A 562-nucleotide genomic window follows, 5' to 3' on the forward strand; every position below is an offset into this window, starting at 1 on the left:
GAGCGGCCTGCCACGTTGGCTACGCCGGTCAGGTTGACGCGGATGGTGTTGGTCGCGGCGCTGACGTCGGCCTTGGGTGTGAGGGTGGCGGTCCAGGTTTGGTTGTCGGTGGTCGTGAGCGCGCCGAGCGTGCCGGTGGCGGTGTCGAGCACGATGTCATCCATCGTGAAGCCGAAGACCACTTGGTTGAAGCGGAAGGTGACGGTCGTCGTTTCGCCCGCGGTGAGCGCGGTATCGGTCAGCGTGATCGTGGCGGCAGGGAGCGCGGTGTGCACGATGAAGTTGTCGCTGGTGGTGCGGCCGGTTGCGGCGGTGCCTGCGGCGTCGGTCACGCCCGCGAGGTTCACGCTGATGGTGTTGTTCTCGGCGATGACGCCCGCCGTGGGCGTGAAGGTGGCCGTCCAGGTTCGGCCGTCGGCGCTGCGTACGAGGTCGCTGAGCGTGCCGTTGGCATGGGTCCCGTCCACGTCATCGAGCGTGAAGCCGTTGACGGGTTTGTTGAAGGCGATGATGACGGTCGCCTTTTCTCCCGTCGTGAGGCGGTCATCGGTCAGTGTGACGC

1 protein-coding gene is annotated in these 562 nt (G+C 66.5%); it reads right to left on the minus strand.

Annotated elements, in window-relative coordinates; all coding sequences use genetic code 11:
• On the minus strand, nt 1–562 hold a 562-nt coding region (locus VTU_RS33785), incomplete at both ends, for an Ig-like domain-containing protein (RefSeq protein WP_010107000.1).

Source organism: Verminephrobacter aporrectodeae subsp. tuberculatae At4 (assembly GCF_000193225.1).
GTDB classification, from domain to species: domain Bacteria; phylum Pseudomonadota; class Gammaproteobacteria; order Burkholderiales; family Burkholderiaceae_C; genus Acidovorax; species Acidovorax aporrectodeae.